Genomic DNA, 23,437 nt, shown 5'->3' on the forward strand with positions numbered 1-23,437 from the left:
GCATTAAATCGAAATCGGTTTCGAAAATATCCGCGCCATCACACTTTTCCTCATCCAATCCGCCCCATCCCCCGCACTTATCTCACAACAACCGTTTGACTTGCTCCGGGAAGTTGAATAGACTTAAATTCATGAATAAGCGCGGCGCAGCAGTCTTTTGAGCTGAATGTACGGATAAGCGGAGGGTAGATTTACATGCAAATGAATATTAAAAAGATCGCTGAAATGGCGGGTGTCTCCGTCTCCACAGTTTCGAAAATCATGAATAATTACAGCGATGTTTCCGAAAAAACAAAAAAACGGGTTATGGAAATTATCGAGCAGACCGGATACTCCCCCTCCAACTCCGCCAAGACACTGGCCACCAAAAAGTCCAATCTGATCGGGGTCATTTTTGCGGGTGAGCTTAATGTGGAATTTACGCATCCCTTTTTTGTGGAGGTGCTGAATTCCTTCAAAAAGCAGATGGGGGTGCTGGGCTACGACCTGATCTTCTTTTCCAACGAAAAGTTCATCAGCAGCGGGGATTATTACTCCCGTTGCCTGCATTTTAATGTCGACGGCTGCGTTATTATCTCCGGGCAAAAGATGGAACCGGCGATACGCGATCTTGATATGAGCAGTATTCCCTGCATCGGAGTAGACCTGGAGCTGAAAGGCGCAAAGTCCGGATTCGTGATGTCGGACAATTTCCAGATCGCCTCCAAGGTAGTGGAGCACTTCTATCTGCTTGGCCACAGGGAGCTTGGGTTCATCGGCAGTACAGCCGACTCGGATATTTCCAATCTGAGGGAGGCCGGGTATGCGAAGGCGATTGAAAGCTTCGGTCTGACCCTGAACCGTAAGTGGTTCGTGCATGGGGACGACTTCTTCGAATCCAGCGGCTACTCGGCTATGCAGCAGCTACTCGCGACTGGCAGCATGCCAAAAGCGGTCTTCGCCGCCTCCGATCTGCTCGCCCTCGGCGCGATCCGCGCCTTGAAGGAACATGGACTGCGCATCCCTGAGGATGTTGCTATCATTGGCTGTGATGATATCGAAGCCTGCAAATACACCAGCCCCACCCTAACTACAATCCGCCAGAACAAAGAACGTCTGGGGATTCTCGCAGCACATATGCTCTTCGACCTCATCAACAATCAATCCGGCGGCGGCTCCTTTGTCGTCGAACCGGCTCTCATCGTCCGCGAATCCTGCGGCAGCCGGTTGAGCGGCTAATCCGGGAGCTTCAAGAAACCTCAATCTAAGCTACCTCCAAAAAACCTTGCGATCAACTAGCATCTTTTAGTGTTTTCAGCAGCCTCCTTCCGGCGAAACTTTGCTCTTATAAGCAGCCAACTCGAATCGAAATACTTTCGATAATATAATCCCTCATTTGTTGTGGGGGTTCAAGGCACTGTTTTTCTGATTTTGGGCGCCATTTTTCGGTTAGAGAGGAGTGGGTGGCGAGACTTCGGGGGCCAGTGCCAGCTTTACCAATTGACCGGCATGCGTTAGTCCCGCTCCGAAACCGTACAGCAGAATCTGCTGGCCATTCACTACCTTACCTTCGCGGATCCCGAGGTCCAGGGCAAGCGGAATGCTGGCGGCAGAGGTATTCCCGAAATATTCAAGACTATACAGAGCCTGCTCAAAAGGATAATTCAACCGTTCACAGATCGGCTCAATCATCCGCAAGTTCGCGCTGTGCGGTATGAACCAGTCTACCTGGTCCAGGCCAAGTCCGGCATTGTTCAACACATGCTGCACACCCTGAGGCACAGTACGTACCGCCCACCGGAACACTTCGCGGCCATTTTGCACCAGCTTGCCAGTATCTATAAGATCCACCTCATTCACCCTTTGCGACAGACCTGTTCGGTACACATGATGCGCCCCGCTGCCGTCGCTGCCCAGATGGAACCCGGCAAAGTCATCCCCTTCTTCATCGCGCTCCACCAGCACAGCCCCAGCCCCATCACCAAAAAGGATGCAGGTGCTCCGGTCGGTATAGTCCGTGATTTTGGACAAGGCATCCGCGCCTAAGACCAGCACCTTACGGTGCAGACCGGAAGCCACATAGGCATGGGCCGTATGCAGTGCATAGACAAATCCGGCGCATGCAGCGCTCATGTCCATCGCTCCGGCAGTAGACGGAATCCCTAGACGGTTCTGCAGAATGGAGGCAACTGAAGGAAAAGGGAAGTCAGGCGTGCTTGTAGCCACCAGAATCATATCGACATCCTGCATGCTTTTGCCATAACGATTCATCAGATCCATCACAGCGGCTGTACATAAATCACTGGTATATTCATCCTCACGGCTGATTCGGCGTTCACGGATTCCGGTACGCTGGACAATCCACTCATCATTGGTATCCACCATCTGCTCCAGATCGCTGTTCGTAAGTCTCCGGGCCGGAACATAAGCTCCGATTGCGGTAATTTTAGCACCTGTCAAGAAGATCACCTCATATTTTAGTATCTGGTGTTAGTACTTGGTACTAATTATATCTTCAATTCTCCTGTATTGCAAAGCCTTCTATAATCTATTACCTTTTTCCTTTGAACTTAAGCATGGTTTTGCACTGCACCCTTCCTTTATCCTCCACCGAAACCTTTTATTCCAATAACAAGAACCCAACAAAAAGAACCGTAGCCCCCAAACGGGCCACAGTTCCTTTCAACCAAACCTCTTCTATTTACCCAAGCTGTGAAAAAGGCATGTCCTTGCAACCCACTTAGCTGTTGACCGGTTCGATAGTAACCCGCTCGACCAGCTTTTCCGGTTTGACGGTGTTTTTGGACCGGCAGTTCATGAGCTCGACCTCTTCCCCATTCTCAATGTAGAACGCAGGGCCTTCGTGATTCTCAATCGTCACCTGATGGAATTGCACATCCCGGACATATCCAAGATAGAAACCCCGGCCTTTCATCGGTTCAAGTCCTGTCATCATATCGGGAGCTCCCGGCACCGGATTCTTCGCCATCGAGATATCCACGTTCGTGAATGTAATCTCCGAGACATGCTGCTCCGCAAGTCCATACAGGAACCCCGCCGCGGCGTGGACATTCCGGGCTGTGATATTGGCATAATGAATCCGGCGGAAACAGGGCGTTTCAGCGGTGATGGGGTAGGGATTTTTGTCCCAGACGTACTTCTCCTTACCCCGCGGTCCGCAGAAATAATACAGGTTAAGGGTAAAAGGGCAGATGACATCCTCCATTACAATGTTGCTGATGCGGATGTCTTCAATGATCCCGCCGCGGCCGCGTCTGGATTTCATGCGGATTCCACGGTCCGTCTGCTTGAACACACAGTTGCTGATCGTCACATTACGGATGTCGCCGCTCATCTCACTGCCGAGCACGACCGCCCCGTGGCCGTGGACCATCGTGCAGTTCGTGATAGTGATATTCTCGCAGGGTATACGCTCCAGTGTGTCTTCAGTGCCCGCTTTGATCGCGATACAGTCATCGCCCACATCAATGTGGCAGTTGCTGATATGGACACCCGAGCAGGATTCGGGATTAATTCCATCCGTATTCGGCGAATCTGCAGGGTTCAGTATGGATACATTGTCAATCGTCACATTGCTGCAGCCAATTGGATTCACGGTCCAGCTCGGTGAATTCGTCAGTGACACATCCTTGATGGTAACCCTACGACAGCCGCTGAGGCCGATTAATGTCGGGCGCGGAAGGTCAAGCTGCTCCGGGTGACTGCGGTGAAGTTCCCACCATGGGGCACCGTTGCCGTTAATGGTCCCACTCCCGGTAATGGAGATGTTAACCAAATCCTTACCGAAAATACAAGGGCAATGCACCTCGCGCTTCACGCCTTCCCATCTGGACTCCACCGCCGGATAGTCCTGCGGCAGGGTACTAAATGACAGCACAGCCCCTGGACTTAAGTGCAATTCAATATGACTCCGGAGCTGGATTGCACCCGTCAAAAAAGTGCCTGCCGGAACATGCACCGTCCCGCCGCCCGCCTCACCCGCCGCCGCTATCGCAGCCGCAATTGCGTTTGTGGCGGGTTCGCCACTGTCCGGCAGGGCTCCATAATCAACAATATTAAACACCAGCTACACTCCTTCCATACAATCAACGGCATTTCTGCCGTTGTTACGACCAGAGATACCTCAGCCCATTACCTCTGTCTCACTAAGCTCTCGGTCCTTCCCCCATTCAGCTCTCGGCCCCAGACTCGTCATACAATGACTGCATCTCCATACAAGCCATGACCAGTGCACCGACGCCGTGCAGATCATTGCTGACCTTCGGGCGGGTGACGTAGTTCTCGTAATCCCCCGCCGATGTGCCGATACAGATGTCGGGCAGAATCAGCCTGCCCTGCTCATCCTGCTGCAGCACCCGGATCAAACCTTCATACCCTTTACGGGCAGCGGCCAATGCACCGGGAGGAACGATGCCGTGCTTCACAGCCTTGGCAATCGTGTAGACGAACAGGCAGGAGCCTGAGGTCTCCAGCCAGTTATCCGGCTGGTCGCCTTTGTCGACCACCTGATACCACAGCCCGCTCTCCCCGTCCTGATACCGGATAAGCGCTTCGACGAAGCTGCCCAGTTCGGCACCGAGCTCCGCTCTACCCGGATCGCCGGCAGGAAGCAGGTCCAGAAACTGCGAGACGGCGAGGCCATACCAGCCCAGCGAACGGCTCCAGAACTCTGGAGAGCAGCCGGTTTGCGGGTTCGCCCAGGGCATCCGCTTGCTCTCATCCCAGGCATGATACAAGAGCCCCGTGGTCTCATCCTTCATATACTTCCGCATCAGCCGCTCCTGATGCAGTACGGTTTCTCGCAGACCGGTCTCCCCATAGGCATTGGCATATTTGAGGGAGAATACTCCGGCCATATAGAGCCCATCCAGCCACATTTGGTTCGGATATTTATCCTTGTGCCAGTATCCGCCTTCCGAGGTCTGGTTCAGCGTCAGCAGCAGATTGCGCAGCTTATAGGCAGCAATCTGGTACTTCGGCTGGCCGGTCCGCTCATGCAGCGTGAACAGAAGCAGTCCCGCCTGAACCGCATCCAGCTCATCCCGGGCAAAATACAAATTGCCGTTCTCATCCACCAGATCATCCACATATTGCTGAATATATTCAATATAACGGTCCTCCTGGACGGATTCCCATAATCGTTCCATACCACACAGGAATACACCCTGATGATAATGCCAGCGGTGGGCTGGAGGTAATTCTCCCGCTTTATAAGTATCAATTAAAGAATCACAGGCTTGTTTCGCCCATTCCATAGGTGTTGCCGGCAGATTGCCTATCATCTCCATTCCCCTTCCACTATATATATGATATCTCTACGCTAGCCCTTCATCGATCCCAGCATGGCTCCCTTGGCAAAATGCTTCTGCAGGAACGGATAGACCATCAGAATTGGCAACGTGGCTACCACGATAACCGCCATCTTAATTGTCTGATCCGGTGGCGGATTGGTTGCATCCAGTGAGGAACTGTAGTCCATTCCGCTTGCGAGTACCACGATTTGCCGGAGCAGCACCTGAATGGGCCATTTCGCACTGTTATCCAGATATAAGATCGCCGTCATGTAAGTGTTCCAGTAGGTTACTGCGTAAAACAGGGAGATCGTTGCAATCGCAGGCAAGGACAGGGGCAGTACAATCCGGAACAGGATGCCGAAGTCGTTACAGCCGTCGATTTTGGCCGATTCCTCAAGGCCCTCAGGGATATTTTGAAAAAAGTTTTTGAGGATTATCATGTTGAATGCACTTATCGCCGAAGGCAGAATCAAGGCCGCATACGAGTCGATCAGGCCCAGCTCTTTCACCACCAGGAAGGTGGGGATCATCCCGCCATGGAACAGCATCGTGAATACCACGAGAAAGTTGAAGACATTGCGTCCGTCCAGATCCCTTCTGGATAAGCCATAGGCCATCAGCGCGGTGATGAACATACTGAACAGCGTACCAACGAGCGTAACGCCGATCGACACACCCATAGCTCTAAATATGGTGTCAGTCGAGAAAATAAACTTGTACGCCTCAAAGCTCCACACCTTGGGGATCAGCACAAACTTGTTGGCCGCAATCTCAGCACTTGTGGTGAAGGAGCCGGCAACCACGTGCACAAATGGCAGCACGGTAATCAGAGTAATGAGGGCAAGCAGTGTAAAGTTCACAATAGAAAAAATTCTGCCGCCGATCGTGCGATCTTCTACCATTTCAATTCCTCCCGCAGGTTCTCAATAAACGCCTTCTTCGCCCATTTTCTTGGACAATTTGTTAACCGACATGACCATGATCAGGCCGATCACTGATTTGAAGAATCCGATAGCTGTACTGTAGCTGAACTGGCCTTGCCGGAGTCCTGCCGTGTACACATACGTATCAATAATTTCCGCAACTTCTCGATTCATGGAGTTAAGCAGCAGATACACATGTTCAAATCCAAGATCAAGCACGGAACCAATTTTCAGAATAAGCAATGTAATAATAACGCCGCGGATCGCCGGGAGGGTGATATGCCAGATTTGTCTGAGCCGTCCGGCACCGTCCATACGTGCAGCTTCATAGAGTCCGGGGTCGATGGCCGCAATCGAAGCCAGATAAATAATTGTCCCCCAGCCTGCTTCCCGCCAAATCACTTGAATGATATACATCGGCCTGAACCAGCCGGGACTCAGCAGGAAATTAATCTTTTCGAAGCCGAAATAAGCCAGCAGCTCGTTGATAATCCCGCCGTCCATCGTGACCATGACAAATGAAATCGAAACAACGATAACCCAAGACATGAAATGGGGCAAATAGATGAGCGTCTGAAAGGTTCTTTTGAAAAAGCTGCCTCTCAGCTCATTCAGCATAAGCGCCAGAATAATCGGAACCGGGAAGTAAAATAAAATATTCATTCCGAACAAAATCAAGGTGTTCCCCAGGATATTGAGGAAATCCGGCTCTGAAAATAACCGGTGGAAATGCTTCAGCCCCACCCATTCACTGCCTGTTATCCCCTGGTAAGGCTTGTAATCCTGAAACGAGATGATCAGCCCGTACATCGGCAAATATTTAAATATTACAAAGTACAGTACACCCGGAATCAGCATGACGTAGAGCAATTTATTTCTCCACAGACGTTTTTTGAGCTCACTGCTGCTCTTATAGCTCTTGGGCTTCAGCTCGGGAACCACACCAGGCTGAGCGGAGACTTCCTGCATAATACTCTTCCTTTCTGCTTCGTAATTGTTACCTGACTGCCGGTGCGCCAAGAGAGTCCGAAAAGACCGCAGTATTCCTGTTGTTAGCAGCCTTTTCGGCTTCATTTGTAGTCAGTTACTCATAAAAACCACTGCCTATTTCTTATACACGGCATTGTACTCATCAATAATTTTCTGGCCTCCGCGGTCTTTCCAGGCCTGCACTTCTTTTTCAAATCCGGCTTTGTCAATTTGTCCGTAGATATATTTGTAGGTCGCATCTGTAATAATCTGTTGGAGTTCAACGCCCTTGGAAGTATACGTAGGTGAATCCAGTGCAGCCGTAGGATCCGCCACACCCACCTTCACATTCTCCAGCAGCAATTCTTCGGCGTGGAGTCTACCCGGCAGTACATTCAAGCTCTGGTACATGCCATTCGTCTCCGCTTCACCAATTACGCTGTCCTTGTAGCCTTTAACCTCGCGTTCGATCAATTCTTTGTCATCCGCCGGTTTGGCTTTGCCGTCTACGACAGTATAGTGGGTGCCTTCAATACCCCAATACATCAGGTTGGCTACCTCAGGAGTCATCATCTTGTCATAGAACGCCAGAATCTTCTTCAGTTCAGCCTCATCCTTGACTGCTGATTTCGGGAACAGCACGACGTTGTTGTAGCCCGGAATCATCCATTGTGCAAACTTCCCGTCCGGTCCGGCAACCATACTGTGCGTATCCAGCACGGCATCCGGGAAATTCTTAATCAGGTCTTTGTTCAGGGTATCGATATCCTGCATCGAGCCGCCAATGTACATCCCCGCTTTACCACTGACGAACATTTTTACAGCATCAGTCTTACTGGTGGCCGCGAAATCCTGGTTCATGTAGCCGCCATCGCGGGCTTTTTTGAAGAAATCCATCGTATCGTAGTATTGCGGGAACGTGAATTCCGGCTGCAGCTGTCCATCCTTCTCTCCCCAGTTGTTCGGTGTGCCGAACCAGGAGGATACGGTTTTGAATGCACCATAGACCAGTTCGTTACGGTCAACAATACCTGTGGTATCTTTTTTGCCGTTGCCGTCCGGATCCTGCTCAGTGAACGCCTTCGCCATAGCAAACAGCTCATCTACATTGGCCGGTGGCTTCAGGCCCAACTTATCCGCCCAGTCTTTGCGGTAAATGATGCCTTGGCGTGCCAGCGGGCGTCCAATATACAGGGTATACAGCTTGCCTTCCACTTTGGTGTTATTCAGGATTTCCGGCTTCAGCTTATTGAGATTCGGGAACTCACTCAGATAAGGTCCGATCTCCCAGAACTGTCCGTCTTTGATGGATTCTTTCATCTGGAGGAAGGTTGTCTGATTCTTCAAATAGGTAACCTGCGGCAGAGAGCCTGTAGCGAACGATGAGTTCAGCTTCTCTTCATACGTATCCGCAGGGTAGAACTGATAAGTGAGCTTCGTATTCGTTAACTTCTCCACTTCCGTCTTAATCGTATCCGGTGGAGTCTCTGATGTGTTCAGTGGCAGCATAATCTTGATCTCTGTCGGTTTCTCCGGCTCCGGTGCCTTAGTTGCGGTGTCTGTTCCGCCGCTGGTTCCCGCATTGCTCGGGGAAGCTTCATTATTCTTGTTGTTGTTGCCTGAACACGCTGTCAACATACTGAATGTGAGCAGGGCGGACAGGAGCAGGGTGAAGGATTTTTTGTTCATGCCAATTTGACCTCCGTTTAACTTGTATTGGTTACAAGCCTCACAATACAGCGTCCGCAGGGTTACGAATACAATCATTTACTCATAAAAGGGCCTTGCTGCGGGCGTTCTGGGGAAATGATTATCGTGATAACGAGGGCATTGAACTGAATGCTGGACGCGCTTGGGAGGTGGCGGGCGTGGCTGCGGGGAATGTTTGGACTTTCGGACGCTGACGCTCCTACAGTTCCAAACTTCCCCTCCACCACTCCCACCTCCCTTACGGGTGGTTTTCAGTTCACTGCAGGGAGGAAGAGCAGAAAAAAACCGCCGCATGAATCTGCAACGGGGCAAGAAGCAAGCTTATTCCTGGCAGAAACAGAAAATAATCAACGATCTTTTGATACTCGAATAACAAGTGGTATCAGCAGAACCATGATGTGAAGCGGACACAGGAGACGTTATTTTGTGAAACACACTGGCATTCCGGGCTTTTCGGACTCAGATGACGTTATTTCATTATATTGATCCCAAAACTATAGATACTAGAGCAATTCATGTAATCTCTGTCCGTATGGGTTCAAAAGCTAGCAGACGCTTCTAAGATCCATCGCCACTCTGACCGCAACATTGCAATCTGTCGATGTGCAATCACTTCCCCGCTGCCGCCCGCTCCGCAGCCCCATACTCCTGAATAATCAAGTCGCCGCCGCTTGCCTTCCACTTCTCTACCTCCTGGCGGAAGCCTTCGGCAGTGATATTTCCCAGGATATAATTGTAGGTGGCATCCACGATGATGGCAGACAACTCAGTGTTCTTTTCGTCAAAGGTTGGCGAGCTAAGGCTGATAGTCGGATCATCAACCAGGAACTGCTCATTGTCTTCGCTAAGCTGGTCGGCGAGGGCGGTCAGCTGCTCTTTTTGTGCTACCTCCATAATGTTCTTGTTGCCGATATCGGCGATCATCAGGGAGTAGAGCGGACTCACCTCATTCACACGCAGCTGCGAGGTTTCCTCCGGGAGAATCACTTTGCTGTCTTCAAGCTTATAATGCCGCCCTTCGAACCCGTATTTCATCAGATTGGCGATATCTTTATCCATCGTGCGGTCAAAAAATCCGAGCACTTCCTTGAGCTCCTTCTCTGTGGCAATAGCCTTTTTGGAAAAGAGATAGAGCCCGTTGTAGTTGGGAATGGACCATACCTTATAACCATCCGGCCCTTTGATCCGGTTAATCAAGGTCAGCTCGGCTGCAGGATTGATAGCCTGAGTCTCAATGGAGAGGCGCTGCGCATCGGTCATGCTTCCTATGAACATGCCGGCGCTGCCGCGAATGAACTTGTCCCGCTGCACCTCCTTGCTGGTCAGGGCGAAATCCTGATTCATCATCTTTTCATTGTATAATCGCTTCATGAAGTTCATCGTATCCATATACTCAGGCGTCTCAAATTCAGGAATGAACTGGCCGTTCACCAGCTTCCAGTTATTTGGGGTGCCGAAGTAGGAGCTAAGGGTTTTGAATACCCCATACACCAGGTCATTGCGGTCAACCAGGCCCAGCGTATCCGGTTTTCCGTTGCCGTCAGGATCATTGTAGGTGAACTGCTTGATAACGTTATAGAGTTCCTCCAGCGTCTGCGGTTTGTTCAAATGGAGACGATCCAGCCAGTCCTTGCGGATGATAATGCCTTGTCTGGAGGATGGACGCTCCGTGTACAAGCCGTAGAATTTGCCGTCCACGGCCGTCTGGTTCAGAATCGACGGGTCCAGCTGCTTCAGATTCGGGAAATCCTTAAGATAGGGTCCAATCTCCCAGAAGGCTCCCGAGCGGATCGCATTTTTGACCAAATTATAATCCGTAACCTTCACAAAAGTGACATCACCGAGGGAACCGGTCGCCATTGCCGTATTCATTTTGTCAGTATAGACACCCTCCGGAACCCATGTGATCTGCAGTCGTACACCAGCGAGCTTCTCAATCTCTGCGACGATATCCTTGGCAGGGGTTTGGGGAAAATGGAGTGGTGCCAGGATGGAGATCTGCGGAACCTCTACGCCGGAACCGCTTCCAGCGGCATCCTCCCCGCTGCAAGCGCTTAACATTATAAACATCACAAGCAAAACAAGCCCAAAGCTATACCGGGCAGCCTTGCGGCCGAAGTCTTGTCTGAACATCCATATATCCTCCTGGCTTATAAATTATTACATTTCACTCCTAATAAATGTACAAATTGCATTTGATAGTGATAAATAGAGAAAATGATTATTGCGGCACCAGATGATTATTGTTATTATCCTTCGTGATGCATACACTGAAGACAGGCCACTGCTTCTACCTAAAGTAAAGGTGCTGAATCCATTGAAATCTTTAAGCTTCCTGAACAAATTAACGATTTTCGCCTTTGTCCTCAGCACATTGCCTGTGCTGTTCATTGGTTCTTTTTCTTACTTCACATCCTCCAGCGAAATTCAAAAAAATGTTAATCGGAATAAATTGGAACTTATTTTACAAATTACATCCAATGTAGAGCATAAGCTGGCTACTGTCAATCAAACCTTGAATCAGGTTGTGAACTCCTCCGTACTGAAAAAAGCGCTGAACAACCCGCTAAATGTAACCGATTTCATTTTATATAATGACATACGTACGGAAATCCGCAACATGCAATCTTTTGATACAAAGCTGGAGGATGTGATTCTGCTGAACCAGCGGCAGAACTGGATGATCAAAAATTCCGGGCTCTACCGTCTGAATGAATATGAGAATTACGAGCAGCTGACCAACCTGATTAATCTGCCTGATGAGACCTCCTGGGTGCTGAATCCCGCTTCCCTGTTCTACAGCGAGGAGAGCATTAACGTTACGGGTTGCGAATACAGCATCAGCCTGATCAAGAAGCTGCCCACTACCAAGCTGCAAAAATACGGGCTGGCGATCGCCAATATTCCGGCCTGCAGCCTGCAGGATTTCATTAATTCCGACCTGCCGCCACTGGACAGCATCATCGTTCTGGACAACACCGGACGGATTCTGCTGCACCCGGACCGCAGTCTGATCGGCCAGCCCGCTGCAGCCAGCGGCTTCAAGGATTTCGCCAGAATATCCAGCGCCGCCAGTCCATCGGGGCAATTCGAGACCGTAATGGACAACAAGGATTATTCCATCGCCTATACGCGTTCCCAGCAAAACGGCTGGATCTATCTTTCGGTAACTTCAATCGCGAGTCTGACCAAAGAATCTAACAAAATCGGGACCTACACCGTATATGTATGCACCCTGATGCTGCTGTTGTCGGTTCTGCTGGCCTGGCTGGGCTCCCGCAAAATGTACTCACCTATTGAGCGTCTGCTTAACCAGATGGGCCAGCGCAGGCCCGATATCCGCAAACGGCATACCAACGAGTTCCAGATCATAGGCGAGCAGGTGCATCATTTATTCCAGTCCAAATCCCAGCTGGAGAAGGAGGTTGCCCAGCATATCCAGCAGGTGCGTACCTTTGTCCTGATCAAGGCTTTTCAGGGGAATCTTAAGAAGCGGGAGCTGCTTGAGGAGCTGGAGCAATTCGGCTATCATACCCAGCTGGAGGAATGGCAGACCATGGCCGTAATTACAACCAGTATCGACTTCTCCGAGGAGAACAGCTATCAGAAAAAAGATCTCAGCCTGCTGCTGTTCGCTGTGCATAATATGATCGAGGAGCTGATTCCCTCCAGCAACCGTCTGGCTCCAGTCATCATGGATCATACGGTGGTGACGCTGATCGGGAGCGCCGACGGCAATGCGGAGTCTTTTGACAAAACACTCTATTCACTGACCGAATCGCTACAGCAGAAGATTAACAACTACCTGAAGCTGGAGGCCAGCATCGGGCTGAGCCTGCCCTTCCATGCCTTCGATAAAATGTCGATTGCGTACAAGGAAGGCCTCGAAGCTCTGAAGCACCGGATCACGCTGGGTAAAGGTATCATTATTCAATATGAAAATATCAACTCCGGTAATCACTATCTCAATTTGAGCTATCCTACCCATAAAGAAAATGATCTGATGGACGCGATTAAGCTTGCGGATACTGAAAAGGCAAAAGACCTGCTGCACAAGGTATTCAGCTGCATTTTCACACCGGGCCTGTCCCCACAGGAATGTCAGATCCCGCTCACACGCCTCTTGAATAATCTGCTGATTATGATGCAGGAGTCAGGGATCAGCCTGAACCAGATTCATCCAGCAAATGGTTCCTTATTCGAGGAGTTGACGGATATCCATATTGTCGCTGAGATTGAAGACTGGTTCTGGACAGTGGTCATCCAGCCGATGATTCGTATTTTTGGCAGCAGGCAGAATGCCCAGTATCACAATATCTCGGAAAAGCTGATCGATATCGTCCAGCATGATTATGACAAGGACCTTACCCTGGAGGAATGTGCTTCCCGGCTGCACTATAATGCGAACTATATCAGCAGCGTGTTCCGCAAGGAGACACAGTATTACTTCAGCGAATATCTCGCCATGTACCGGTTCAAGATGGCGAAGAAATGGCTGGAGGAGACCGACATGCCGATCAAAGATATCGCCGCCCGGCTCCGTTACAATAATTCTCAGAATTTCATCCGCTCTTTCCGTAAGCAGGAGGGAATGACCCCAGGCCAGTACCGCGAGAATGCGGGCGCAAGACAACGGGTGGTGCCGGATGATTATTGATGGGAGAATGTAAAGGGTAACGCCTATGAATTCCGGCATCCTATTCTCAAAAAGCCGCAGCCCAGAAGGAGAAGGCTCCTTGGGACCACGGCTTTTTGGGCGTTGGCGGATGTTTAAGCTTTAGGCTTGCGCAATTTTCTTCTTCGGATGAAAAGAAGGACCCCAGCCGCCAGCAGCACAATAACTGCACCTCCGGCAAGCCCAATATTCTTGATGTCCGGCACATACACCACCAGACGCACTGGCTCAGAATCAGCCATCGTGATGTGCCAAGTTAGTGTATTCCCATCCTGCTCGTCAGCATTGTTAGGACCATAGAGATTGTATGGCAGCGTTAATTTGAACTCCAGTGCTTGGCTCTGCATGAACAGCCGGACCAGCGACTTGGGTATGCTCAGCGTTCCAAGCGCGTCTAGAATCTTATCCGAGTAAGCATTCAGCTTGGGCTGGGCCACCACGTCATACCGGGTGTACAGCCACTTGTTTTCGGTGTCTACTTGCGTGTCCACAATATCGAGGCTTCCCGCATTCAACTTCACATCCTGTATGGAGGCGTAGGATTTCAGAAATTGATATTCCGTGGATTTGCCAACTTTTGTTTTGTGCAGTTCAATCCCCGCCGCCTGAAGTCTGCTGCGAAGCAGATCCTCAATGGTACCGCCCGCCAGCAGCTCCACACGCGAATCCAGCTTGAGGCTGAATGCAATATCCATGCCTCCGTTCTTCTTCACTGTGACATGTGTCGTCCCAAAGGCGCGTTGAAGTTGTAAGTCATGGTTTGTCTTTACTGGATTAGGTCCTATGCCTCCAGCAATATTAACTTGCTCGTTTTGATAAGAAAACACTTTAAAATTGAATACAACCAAACAAATAAGAAAATACACAAAACACTGCTTTGTAAAACTCAAAGAATTATCCACTAATCCCCCCATTGTTAAGCACCTCACCTTTATAAATACTTACGTTATCTCATTCGGAATATTATGTAGATTCCCGCCCTGGTCACTATGGAGCAGCATACTTGTCCGCTCTACTGTAAGCGACAATCTCTCCGTTGTACAGATCCAAAATTATAGCTTTTATCTTTATTTCTACGGTGTAGCTCAATCTGACTGCCAACGCAAAAACACCTCCAAGGTTATCTCCCTATCTTACGACCGGGTTCCGTTCTCTTGAAGGTGTTTTTAATTTGTCTCACGTTATGGGGTCAGTCCCCGGCACAGGACCCCGGCAACCAGCAGTATCCGGGCTCCAGATCAGATCGAATCTGCGTTTCCTCCGCCACGATGCTGCAGCGCACCAATCTCATCCAATCCTGCCAGAGAGGCGATTGCCCCTTTCCGCGTGGCCGCTATGGCACCTGCCGCGTTGGCGAACGCTACCGCCTCTTCCAGTTCAATTCTTTCCCACTCCGACACCGGTTTGCCCAGCTCCAGCAGCCGGTAAATAAAAGCGCCCATAAAGCCGTCACCCGCTGCTGTGGTATCTACTGGGATTACCGGATAAGAGCCCACACTGCCAGACACTGTCCGGGTGGTATAATAAGTCCCTTCTGCTCCCCTCGTGACGAGTAATAGCGCGATAGGATAGCTACTCAAGAGCTGCCCTGCTCCATTCGCCAAATCCTGACTTCCTGTCAGGAAGACCAGTTCTTCTTCAGATACTTTTGCGATGTCTGCGAGATGCAGCCCTTCTTCCATCGCAGCCCTGCTATGGGTATCACCCTTCCATAACGCAGGCCGCCAGTTAGGATCATAGGTGATAAGTGCCCCATGCGATTTGGCCAGCCGGACAGCCTGAACTGTAGCGCTGTAAGCAGGCTCAGTGGTCATGGAGATCGACCCGAAATGAAAGATCCGTGTGCTGCTAAGCAGTTCACGATTCACCTCGTTGAAAGTCAGCTCAGCATCCGCACCCGGATGTCGGCAGAAATGAAAGCTCCGCTCCCCACCAGCATCCAAATGCACGAACGCCATGGTTGTATGGGCCTCTTTCGTCTCGACCAGCCCAATGTCATCGATCTTTTCTGCCACCAATGCTTCCCTCAGATACTGACCGAACGGATCATCACCCACTTTTCCAATAAAAGCCGTTTGCCTGCCTAGCCGTGACAATGCGGCCAGCACATTCACCGGAGCGCCACCAGCATTGCGTTCGAAGCAGGGATTACCCGTGGGCGACAGCCCTGCCGGAGTAAAATCTATAAGTAGCTCACCGAGCGCCACTGTATCGTATTTCATCGTTATTCCCATTCCCTTCATTATCCTTTCACACCGGACATCGTAATGCCCTGAATGTAATAACGCTGCAGGAACAGAAATAGGATCAGGATCGGAACCGTGGAAATGGTGCTTGCGGCAAGAATCTTAGACCAATCTGTTCCTTCGACCGAGGAGAACGCGGCAATGGCTACCTGAATCATCTGTTTCTTTTCGTCATTGATAACGATCAGAGGCCACAGATATGAATCCCAGTTGCCGAGAAAGGTCATCAGCGCAAGGGTGATCATCGGCGGGACAGCCGCAGGCAAGACAATGCGGGAAAAGGTTCGCGGCATTGAGGCTCCGTCGATTTTGGCCGCCTCCAGAATCTCATCTGGAATTTCCGCGAAGAACTGCCGCAGCAGAAAGATTCCGAACACAGACAGCATCGAAGGAATCACCAGCGCTTTATAGGAGTTAAGCCAGCCGAAATAATTCATCAGCAGATAGTTTGGGACCAGCGTTACTTCACCGGGAATAATCATTGCCGACATGAACAGTGCGAAGACAACCGCTTTTCCACGGAAATGCAGCTTGGCAAAAGCAAACGCCGACATCGAATTCACTAGCAGCACCAGCAAGGTTACAATCCCTGCAACAAACAGTGTATTCGCGATATAGCGGAGAAAAGGGTTGCCCTCACTGAAGATAACCTCTTTGAAGTTAGCCAGCGTTGGCTTAACAGGAACGAACAAATGAATATTCAGGCTGGTGGAGTACTTGAACAATTCCTCATAAGGACGTAGTGAACCCGAGATCATCCAGAGGATCGGGATAATTGAAATGACAGCCAGGACGGTCATAACCGTATATTTGGCAATGCTTGCAAAGCGGTTCATGTGGATTCCTCCTAGTAGTTTTACGAAACAGCCGCTTCCTTAATACCCCTCTGCAGCAAAATCGGCTACAGAAGTGTCTCCATTAATATTCCGCGTTCCGGAACAGTCTCATTTGCACAAGCGAGATGGCGAGAACAATCGCGAACAGAATAAAAGCGGCTGCGGTGCCGTAGCCCATCTGCATCTGCTGGAAGGCCATTCTATAAATATAATAGACAGCGGTTTCGGTAGCCCCGTTGGGGCCTCCACTGGTCAATACAAAAACAAGGCCGGACAGCTTGATTGCATCAATTGTCGTCATAATCACAACGAAGGCCGTGGTACGGTTCAGCAAAGGAAGCGTAATACGGAAGAACTGCTGTATTTTTGTAGCACCGTCTACCCGGGCCGCCTCGTACAAATCTTGGGGAATGTTGTTTAGTCCGGCCAGGAAGATAATCATGAAAAAGCCTACGCCTTTCCATATTCCCAGCATGATCACGCCATTCATCGCCGTATCCGGGTTGGACAGGAAATTGGTAGTGGGCAGATGAAACGTCTTCAGCACATTGTTCAGAATCCCGAATTCCTTATTGTAGATCAGTTTGAACACCGTTGCGGCCACTGCCGTAGAAATGACAACCGGAATGAAATAGAGTGTGCGGAACAGACCGGTGAGCTTGAACCTTTTCTGGATTAACAGTGCCAATCCCAGTGAAATCCCGGTCTGAATCGGAATAACGATGACGGCAAAATGAAACGAATGCCTGAGACTGGCCAGGAAGTCCCTGTCTGTCACTAGAGACTTGTAATTGCTGAGCCCGATAAAGCTGCGGCTCGATGCCACCAGGTTATAATTCTGAAAGCTGATCACAAAGGCTTGCAGCATCGGATAGAACACAAAGATGAGCAGCAAAGCAAAAGAAGGGAGCACGAACCACCAGGCGGTCATTTCTTCTCCCCGCAGAAACCGGCGGGGCTTTTTACCGGGTGGGGCAGTTTTGGAGGCAGACTCAGCTGCCGTTGTAACGCTTGTCATGATCTTTTCACTCCATTTCAATCCGGTTTATAGACGTACACGTTCATTACTGCATAAATTTGCCCACCCGGAGCAAGGGCTTTAATCTCTGTCTGGCCTTCCTTCAGCCCCTTTACGACAGCGGATGTTCCGTTGCGGCTATCCACCTGTGCAACTGTCTCATCACCCGATACCCAAGTAAGATCCTGGGGAGCTGTTAGCGGAACGACCGCCGCTGCCGCTTCCACAGTGCCACCAAGTGGAACATCCACGCTGGATTGGCTAAGCAGGACGCGAAGCGGTTTCGAGCTGCCCGGATCCTCATTCCGCCATACACTGGCCATCGGATAAAAGACGGCCTGGTCCAGCGTCACGTTCCCCTTTTTCACATACAGCTCCAGCCCGTTACTGGTAGCCCCCGGGAACAGAATAGTGGAAACCACAGTCTCGCCGTCTGCTCCGAACACCTCCAGCGTCGATTCATCCACATAGATATGCAGCCTGATTTTACCGTTTACCGCTCTTAAGGGAGCCTGAACCGTTTCGGCAAACCCGGCTTCAAAAGAACTGTCGCCGGATTTAGTTCGATCCACCGTTAGTGTTGAATTCATGTTGTTATAGGATATAATTGTCTCCTGCTCTCCGCCCTTTCTCAGTTTGAAGCCGAATTCCGCTTCTCCCTGCACAGTGAACTCGGAATCGAGTTCATAGGAAGTTCCACGCAGGCTGGCCAGGGGATTTTTACCCGGCTCCAGCCGCTGGATCCCCACCTTGACCGCTTGGCCGCGCAAGGCTTCCAGCTCTTGCACCGGCTGCTGGACGAGGCGCAATCCCTCACCGGGAATATCGCGCAGCTTCAGCTCCCGCGGCAACGACATATTCCCTTTCCACGGAGCGCTTGGCATGGAGAACGGATAGCGCCAGTTGGACATCCAGCCAACATAGATCCGGCGGCCGTCCGTCTGCGGAATATCCGAGTAGGACACTGCAGCATAGAAGTCTTTTCCATAATCGGTCCACAGCACTTTGGAGGGCTCATTCTCATTCTTGAACGTCCTGCCGTCAAAGCTGCCGATAAAATATTGCGCTGTTGAGCCACGGGTTGAGCGGTTATTGCCGATACTGAGCGCCAGCACCCACCTTGTCTCCTTGCTGCCTTCCACAGGAAGCTCGAACAAATCCGGACATTCCCAGACGGCGGCATGCGAACCCTGGTCGGCGCCGAATTCGCTGGCCATCTGCCAGGTCTTCAGGTCCGGTGAGGTATAGAATCTCACCCGGTTGTCCACCGAGACAACCATCACCCAAGCGTGCGAGGGCTCATGCCAGAACACCTTGGGATCTCTAAAATCCTTGAGTCCGGGATTCGGAATCACGGGATTGCCTTCATATTTGGTCCAGGTGCGTCCTTTATCAGAACTGTAAGCCAGGCTCTGCGACTGCATTCCTCCTTTGAAATGGGTGAAGATCGCAACCAATCCCGCTTTCCCGCCAAAAAAACCGCTCGTATCATTCCAGTCCACCACGGCGCTGCCTGACCAAATTTCCCCAAGCGAATCGCGCAGGAGCGCTACCGGCAGGTGCTGCCAATGGATCAGATCCGTGCTGACGGCGTGCCCCCACTGGCCGCTGTTCTGGTAGAACTGATGATATTCACCTTCAAAATAAACCATTCCATTCGGATCGCTCATATTCCCGCTTTCCGGCGACAGATGATACTGCGGGCGGTACAACTCCGTGTAGTAATTCGGAATCGCAGAAAACTGAAAGTCTGCAGGTGCAGTATTCGAGATGGCATTGGACGGAGTTTTAGAATCAGAAGTATCACTGGTATGATTGCTGTTGCCGCCAATATTGCACCCTGCGATAACCAGCAGTACTACAGCCACACCTGCCAGTTTACTTGTAGTTTTGATCATAGCCCCTCCAGACTAGCTCCAGATAGATTTGAGATTCCACATATTCAGCGACTCCAGCGTTATGCTTCCACCCTCAGCCCTCATCGTTATTCCGCCGGTTAGAGCAGACGGATACACCCGGCTTGTCAATACATAGCGGCCATCATTTACAAACACTTCAATTGAAGAACGGTCGATAAATACCTGCAGTTTAAGCGATCCTCCATTAGCATCTGGTGCTTCCGTGCTTACTGAAACTTCACTTATCGATGCATCGCCACGGCCGGAAGCGCTGCAATCCAGGATCAGCTTGTCTTCCCGGAGCAAATAGCGGATGACCGTCGATTCCCCGCTTCCCTCTGCCGCAAGCAGAGTAATCTCCAGACGCTCAGCTTGTGTATCATTCATCGCAAATTCAGCAATCCATTCAAAACCCTGTCCATCTCTAACGCTCCATGCTGCATCAGTCCCCATAGAGAGGCTAACCCCAGAAGCTGTTATTCCAGCCTCCCGCAGGAGCTCGAGCTCGGGAACCGGCCGCGAAGCCAGTTTGCCTCCCGGCAGGAGCACTAACTCCCGCGGCAATGTCATTGCCCCATACCACCCGCGGTCCTCGCGGGCCATCTCTGAACCCCAGTGATCCATCCAGGCGATCATAATTCTTCTGCCCTTGCCGTCCAGCAAAGTCTGTGCGGCATAAAAATCAGGACCATGATCAAGCTTCGCTTGAGTCACCGGTGTAAACTTTCCGCTGGCGTAATCCATTTCTCCGGTCATATATAAATTTTTGGCATCCTGCATATTCATCGGTGACAACACGAGCACATGCTTATCTCCCAACGGGAATAAATCGGGGCATTCCCACATGTCCCCTTGGGTACCATCGCTCTCCGCAGCCGTCCCCATGTATTCCCACCGCTCTAGATCTTCCGATTGGTAGAGCAGCGCCTTCCCTTTGCCGTCTTTCCCGGAACCCAGCACCATATACCACAAATCTTCATGACACCATACCTTGGGATCACGAAAGCCGAAATTGCCCGTATCGGGCGAACCTGGAATCAGAGGATTGCCGGAATGCTTGTCAAAAACAACACCGTCCGTGCTGCTCGCCTCGCACTGCACTTCCATGGGTACGCGGCCGTCGACATGCCCGGTGTAGATCAAGGTCAGCCTGCCATCATTCTCCACAGCACTGCCGGACCAGCAGCCGTAACCGCCCTCCTGTCCAAGCTCATAAGGCTCCGTAGGTGCCAAAGCTATGGGCAGGTGTTTCCAGTGCACCAGATCCTTGCTTACAGCATGTCCCCAGTGCATCGGTCCCCACTTATCACTATAGGGGTGATGCTGATAGAACAGATGGTATTCCTCCTTAAAATAGATCAGGCCATTCGGATCGTTCATCCAGCCGGCCAGTGGCAGCATGTGGTACTGCAGCCGATAGTCATCCCGTGCCGCAATCTCCGCCTGTGCAGCCACTGCTTCCTCGGCCAGCCGTATGCTCTCTTTATGTGCTTGCTTCTCTCCCGAAACATTCATGCTGCATGCTCCTATTCCTTGTTTAGTTGACCCTATTGTAGCTGAACGGTTAGAGAAATCATTTCAATATGATCGGCTCAGAAGTTGTGATGTTTTCAGGGGGAGGAGGAGAATGGGACCAGCGTCACTCCGTGGAAGTTTTGGACTTCCGGCCGCTGTTGTCCCCGGATTTCTTGATATAACCTGCTGTTCGCGGTGGAAATCCGGTGACAAAGGCGGCCGCTACCGCTCCTCCAGTTCCAAAATTCCACTCCATTCCTTTATCCCATTCCCCAGAGTGGGGAACCTCCTGGCTCGGCTGAACTTCCTCATCAGCTTCACTGGGGCACACCTCTTGTCTTCTGAGTCGGCTCCAGAAATCGCCTGCTTACAGTGCTAACAGGTAAAGCGGGAACAGCTATAAGTCTAAAAACTCAAGACTTATTTCAGAATACTTATGTAAACGATCTGACATCTAACCAATGAAGCAGTATTTAAAACACTGGACGAAAGATTTCAGACCGTCCCATGTTTTTATGCGATTCCAATTCAAAAAAGGCAAACCCCAAAACATGTCTTTTACATGTCCCGGGGTTTGCCTTACAGTAACAATCCCAAAGTCAGATTGGGGTGAGCATAAATTTTCCACATCAGAGTTCCGTCCGATGTAGCCAAGCACAGTCTATTTTTTGGAATAGACGTTTTTTTTGCTACTGTCGCAGAACAGACAGAATTGATCTGTCAGTTACCCGTGCGGGTGATTCTTCAAATACCATTCACGGTAATCTTTGGGGCTTTTGCCGCTGTTTTTCTTGAAAGAGGTGCTGAAATAGCTGGAACTGGAATAGCCCACAAGCATGGCGATATCGGTCAGCTTCAGTTCGTTCTCTTGCAAGAGCTGCTCCGCCTTGGTCATCCTCAGCTTGGTGACATAGTCGCTGAACGTAATGCCCACATGCTGCTTGAACAGCCCGGATAAATAGGTCTCATTCAGATGAAACATTTCGGCGAGGGAAGAAAGCGTCAATTCGTAGGAGAAATTCTCCTCCACATATTTTCTGACCGCTTCGACCATATGCTGTCCGCTGGAGAAGCGGAGCTTCTTCACTTCGTCCATGACAAGCTGCGCCAGCTCATCTATCTGCCCCCGTACGCCTTCACGCGACTGGTAATCGGCAATGGTCATCTGACAGTTCCACAAATACTTCTGCAGGGCGGAGCCGCCGAGCTCGAACTTTTTGGCGATGGAGCTGAACATCAGCAGCATCCGCAGGGCCAGAAAGGTAAAAGCAAACATCGGCGTATCTCTTTCGCTGCTGAAAATGGTGTCAAGCTGCTGGCGGAAGGTGCTCATGTCCAAATTTTCAATTGCCTGCAGCAGCTTCCGCTCCATCTCCGGGGTAAAAGCCTGCGTAAGCTCCATCACCCGGCTCCGTTCGCCCTCTCCATCTTTATACACGGTGCTTTGGCTCCAGGACAGCATGCACGAAGCATAACCGTTCTTCAGCCGCTGGAGTCCCTTCACTTCCTCGCCAATCCCCGTCACACATTCCAGCCTCAGGTAACTGGCGATGTTCCTTTTCAGTTCTTCTACGAACCGGTCCGTTCGACCCGCATGCTCCGGCCCCGACTTCATAATAACCAGAAAATACATCATCGCAGAATTGGCGACATCGCTAAATGGATAGATTCCTTTCCACTTAGCAGCCGTCTCCCGGCATAGCATCTGAAAAGCCAAATTGAGCAGATCCCGGCGCTCCTGCCGGTCCGCCATCCGCCCCGCCGGTACTCTCATCTCCACAGCGACAAACTGCAGCTTCAGATCATCTGCCGTGAGCGGGGTTAGCTGGAGCTGCTGCAGCCGTTCCTTGATAGCCGCCAAGCTGTACCACTCGTCTTTGACCATTTGCAGCAAAAAATTCTCCTGCAGCATCCGCAGCTGCTCATTCTTTCGCAGCAGATCCTGCCGTGAGGCCTGCAGGTTTTTTTGCTCCTGTTCAATTTCTTCACCCAGCTTGCCAAGCAGCTCATTCAGTTCTGCGCGGGCTACAGGCTTCAGCAAATAATCCTTCACTCCAAGCTGTATGGCTGATTTCAGATATTCAAAGTCGGAGTATCCCGACAGCACAACCGTCCTCAGCAGCGGATACTTCTTTTTGCAGATGCGGATAAATTCAATGCCGTCCATCTGCGGCATACGGATATCGGAGATGACCAGTTGCGGCAGCGGCCCCTGCTCCAGCAGCTGTAGCGCTTCATTGCCGCTTGAAGCCTCCGAGACAATCCGGAAGCCGGCGGCTTCCCAATCGATTTTGGCTTTGATACTGTTGCGAACCCCCTTCTCATCATCCACCAGCATAATCTCATACATGAT

General features: G+C 50.8%; 17 protein-coding genes. 2 read left to right on the forward strand and 15 right to left on the reverse strand.

From position 1 onward, the window contains the following. Positions 1-201: 201 nt before the first annotated feature. Positions 202-1,218: a LacI family DNA-binding transcriptional regulator gene (locus AC0MA3_RS13150; RefSeq protein WP_474656598.1), complete on the forward strand. Its 1,017-nt coding sequence runs from the start codon at positions 202-204 to the stop codon at positions 1,216-1,218. Between the two features lie 210 nt (positions 1,219-1,428). Here AC0MA3_RS13150 and AC0MA3_RS13155 read toward each other — a convergent pair whose 3' ends face one another. From AC0MA3_RS13155 to AC0MA3_RS13185, 7 genes are all read right to left on the reverse strand, one after another. After that, positions 1,429-2,439 carry a beta-ketoacyl-ACP synthase 3 gene (locus AC0MA3_RS13155; RefSeq protein ID WP_474656535.1) on the reverse strand — a complete coding sequence of 337 codons (1,011 nt, stop codon included), beginning with the start codon at positions 2,437-2,439 and terminating at the stop codon, positions 1,429-1,431. A gap of 280 nt (positions 2,440-2,719) precedes the next feature. After that, positions 2,720-4,063 (reverse strand): glycoside hydrolase family 28 protein, encoded by a 1,344-nt coding sequence (locus tag AC0MA3_RS13160; protein WP_474656536.1) that lies wholly within the window; start codon positions 4,061-4,063, stop codon positions 2,720-2,722. A 106-nt stretch (positions 4,064-4,169) separates the two neighbouring features. Continuing rightward, entirely contained in the window at positions 4,170-5,282 is a 1,113-nt protein-coding gene (locus AC0MA3_RS13165; protein WP_474656537.1) for a glycoside hydrolase family 88/105 protein, read from the reverse strand. Positions 5,283-5,320: 38 nt separating this feature from the next. Further along, positions 5,321-6,196 (reverse strand): carbohydrate ABC transporter permease, encoded by an 876-nt coding sequence (locus tag AC0MA3_RS13170; protein ID WP_379158986.1) that lies wholly within the window; start codon positions 6,194-6,196, stop codon positions 5,321-5,323. Between the two features lie 21 nt (positions 6,197-6,217). Beyond that, on the reverse strand, positions 6,218-7,186 hold the full coding sequence (locus AC0MA3_RS13175) for an ABC transporter permease (protein ID WP_379158983.1): 969 nt from the start codon (positions 7,184-7,186) through the stop codon (positions 6,218-6,220). A 135-nt stretch (positions 7,187-7,321) separates the two neighbouring features. Then, on the reverse strand, positions 7,322-8,875 hold the full coding sequence (locus tag AC0MA3_RS13180; protein ID WP_474656538.1) for an extracellular solute-binding protein: 1,554 nt from the start codon (positions 8,873-8,875) through the stop codon (positions 7,322-7,324). Between the two features lie 630 nt (positions 8,876-9,505). After that, the gene (locus tag AC0MA3_RS13185) at positions 9,506-11,029 is read right to left on the reverse strand and encodes an extracellular solute-binding protein (RefSeq protein ID WP_474656539.1); all 1,524 of its coding nucleotides are present in this window, start codon (positions 11,027-11,029) and stop codon (positions 9,506-9,508) included. Positions 11,030-11,213: 184 nt separating this feature from the next. Between AC0MA3_RS13185 and AC0MA3_RS13190 the strand changes: the two genes are divergently transcribed. After that, positions 11,214-13,553, forward strand: coding sequence for an AraC family transcriptional regulator (locus AC0MA3_RS13190; RefSeq protein WP_474656540.1), 2,340 nt, complete (start codon positions 11,214-11,216; stop codon positions 13,551-13,553). A gap of 113 nt (positions 13,554-13,666) precedes the next feature. On the opposite strand, the gene AC0MA3_RS13195 is transcribed toward AC0MA3_RS13190, so the two are convergent. The 8 genes from AC0MA3_RS13195 to AC0MA3_RS13230 all read right to left on the reverse strand — a co-directional run bounded on the left by AC0MA3_RS13195 (position 13,667) and on the right by AC0MA3_RS13230 (position 23,434). Then, positions 13,667-14,266, reverse strand: coding sequence for a hypothetical protein (locus tag AC0MA3_RS13195; protein WP_474656541.1), 600 nt, complete (start codon positions 14,264-14,266; stop codon positions 13,667-13,669). A 543-nt stretch (positions 14,267-14,809) separates the two neighbouring features. Continuing rightward, positions 14,810-15,805 carry a carbohydrate kinase family protein gene (locus AC0MA3_RS13200; protein WP_474656542.1) on the reverse strand — a complete coding sequence of 332 codons (996 nt, stop codon included), beginning with the start codon at positions 15,803-15,805 and terminating at the stop codon, positions 14,810-14,812. 8 nt (positions 15,806-15,813) lie between these two features. Then, positions 15,814-16,653 (reverse strand): carbohydrate ABC transporter permease, encoded by an 840-nt coding sequence (locus AC0MA3_RS13205; protein ID WP_474656543.1) that lies wholly within the window; start codon positions 16,651-16,653, stop codon positions 15,814-15,816. 82 nt (positions 16,654-16,735) lie between these two features. Further along, the gene (locus tag AC0MA3_RS13210; protein ID WP_379158951.1) at positions 16,736-17,671 is read right to left on the reverse strand and encodes a carbohydrate ABC transporter permease; all 936 of its coding nucleotides are present in this window, start codon (positions 17,669-17,671) and stop codon (positions 16,736-16,738) included. Between the two features lie 17 nt (positions 17,672-17,688). Continuing rightward, positions 17,689-19,569 (reverse strand): GH32 C-terminal domain-containing protein, encoded by a 1,881-nt coding sequence (locus AC0MA3_RS13215; RefSeq protein WP_474656544.1) that lies wholly within the window; start codon positions 19,567-19,569, stop codon positions 17,689-17,691. Between the two features lie 12 nt (positions 19,570-19,581). Then, a complete protein-coding gene (locus AC0MA3_RS13220) occupies positions 19,582-21,084 on the reverse strand; it encodes a glycoside hydrolase family 32 protein (protein ID WP_474656545.1) in 1,503 nt (500 codons plus the stop codon). Positions 21,085-21,208: 124 nt separating this feature from the next. Further along, positions 21,209-21,415 carry a hypothetical protein gene (locus tag AC0MA3_RS13225; protein WP_474656546.1) on the reverse strand — a complete coding sequence of 69 codons (207 nt, stop codon included), beginning with the start codon at positions 21,413-21,415 and terminating at the stop codon, positions 21,209-21,211. Between the two features lie 393 nt (positions 21,416-21,808). Then, entirely contained in the window at positions 21,809-23,434 is a 1,626-nt protein-coding gene (locus AC0MA3_RS13230; protein WP_474656547.1) for a response regulator transcription factor, read from the reverse strand. Positions 23,435-23,437 lie beyond the last annotated feature (3 nt).

The organism is Paenibacillus sp. LS-5 (assembly GCF_056121505.1).

Excerpts from the sequence above, each read along its gene's own strand:
- AC0MA3_RS13200 (WP_474656542.1), bottom strand. The coding sequence starts at position 15,805 with ATGGGAATAACGATGAAATACGATACAGTGGCGCTCGGTGAGCTACTT.
- AC0MA3_RS13210 (WP_379158951.1), bottom strand. The coding sequence starts at position 17,671 with ATGACAAGCGTTACAACGGCAGCTGAGTCTGCCTCCAAAACTGCCCCA.
- AC0MA3_RS13165 (WP_474656537.1), bottom strand. The coding sequence starts at position 5,282 with ATGATAGGCAATCTGCCGGCAACACCTATGGAATGGGCGAAACAAGCC.
- AC0MA3_RS13150 (WP_474656598.1), top strand. The coding sequence starts at position 202 with ATGAATATTAAAAAGATCGCTGAAATGGCGGGTGTCTCCGTCTCCACA.
- AC0MA3_RS13175 (WP_379158983.1), bottom strand. The coding sequence starts at position 7,186 with ATGCAGGAAGTCTCCGCTCAGCCTGGTGTGGTTCCCGAGCTGAAGCCC.
- AC0MA3_RS13215 (WP_474656544.1), bottom strand. The coding sequence starts at position 19,569 with ATGATCAAAACTACAAGTAAACTGGCAGGTGTGGCTGTAGTACTGCTG.
- AC0MA3_RS13205 (WP_474656543.1), bottom strand. The coding sequence starts at position 16,653 with ATGAACCGCTTTGCAAGCATTGCCAAATATACGGTTATGACCGTCCTG.
- AC0MA3_RS13195 (WP_474656541.1), bottom strand. The coding sequence starts at position 14,266 with ATGGATATTGCATTCAGCCTCAAGCTGGATTCGCGTGTGGAGCTGCTG.
- AC0MA3_RS13170 (WP_379158986.1), bottom strand. The coding sequence starts at position 6,196 with ATGGTAGAAGATCGCACGATCGGCGGCAGAATTTTTTCTATTGTGAAC.
- AC0MA3_RS13185 (WP_474656539.1), bottom strand. The coding sequence starts at position 11,029 with ATGTTCAGACAAGACTTCGGCCGCAAGGCTGCCCGGTATAGCTTTGGG.
- AC0MA3_RS13230 (WP_474656547.1), bottom strand. The coding sequence starts at position 23,434 with ATGTATGAGATTATGCTGGTGGATGATGAGAAGGGGGTTCGCAACAGT.
- AC0MA3_RS13220 (WP_474656545.1), bottom strand. The coding sequence starts at position 21,084 with ATGAATGTTTCGGGAGAGAAGCAAGCACATAAAGAGAGCATACGGCTG.
- AC0MA3_RS13180 (WP_474656538.1), bottom strand. The coding sequence starts at position 8,875 with ATGAACAAAAAATCCTTCACCCTGCTCCTGTCCGCCCTGCTCACATTC.